Consider the following 994-nt stretch of genomic DNA (forward strand, 5'->3'; position numbering starts at 1 on the left):
TGCCAGTGTGCCGTGCGGGTCTCATCATCGTATGCCAGCCGATAGCCCGCCCCCTCGCTGGTTTGCTGGGCCATGACACGCCACAGCCCTTCTTCAGTCTGCTCCCACTGGTAATCACAGCGTAATCCCCGCTTGTCCTGATGCCATGCCATCACGCCGTGCTCTGTCCAGCCGAATTGTCGCTGGAGAGCGTCGTTGCGATGGCTGACCCCCGTCAGTTGGGCGTTTTCATTATAATGGTAGCGGCAAAGCTGAATACGCTGGCCGTCATGCAGTTCGCGCCAGACGGTGGTGAGGCGGGAAACCGTTTTGCCCTCGATATCCAGCATCACATAGTCACAGTGCAGGTTCAGCCCGCCATGGCCCGTGATGCTGACCATCCGGTTCTGTTCGTTGTAATGAAAGCGCTGTTCGTTGCCGACGTTATCGCGGATGTGGCTCAGGCGGCTGAGGCCGTCATTATCAAAAGCTGTATAGTGATAAACTAATTCGCCTGCATCACGGATCGCCCATTTGCCCTCTTCCGTGTGTATCAGCCAGCTTTGGGCCTCCGGGCAAAAACAGCGATGACCTTTCGGCACGTCAGGAAAGGGCACGGTATCCCCGGAAAGGGAACGCCAGAGCAGCCCGTCTTCCACGCGCGTGAGGTGGCTTTCCCAGAACAGGCTCCAGCCCTGACCAAGTACACTGTCATACTGATAACGGCTCAGGTAGCTACGCTGCCAGTAGAGCGGCAATTCAGCGTCAAAAATGAAGTCCAGTTCATCCTCATCGTTCAGGAATTTCTGGCCGGCAATGACTTCCACCGGGTTCATCAGAATACCCGCGACCGGCACCGCGACGGCAAGCGCTCCCAGCCGGCAGGCGATTTTGCGGATTTTATCCGCTCCCGGCACCTTGCTGAACAGCTTCTGCAACGCGCCGGGGCCTTTGGCGGCTGCGCCGCCAAAACTGGCTAACCCGGCGGCAAACATCGTTAAATCGGAAACGGTAT

General features: G+C 57.7%; 1 protein-coding gene. It reads right to left on the minus strand.

Annotated features, from left to right (window positions below; translation table 11 throughout):
• Window positions 1–994 (minus strand): DUF6531 domain-containing protein (locus ABR397_RS22820; RefSeq protein WP_350307703.1); only part of this gene is annotated, 994 nt, incomplete at both ends.

The organism is Photorhabdus viridis, assembly GCF_040256935.1.
In the GTDB taxonomy this organism is placed as follows: domain Bacteria; phylum Pseudomonadota; class Gammaproteobacteria; order Enterobacterales; family Enterobacteriaceae; genus Photorhabdus; species Photorhabdus viridis.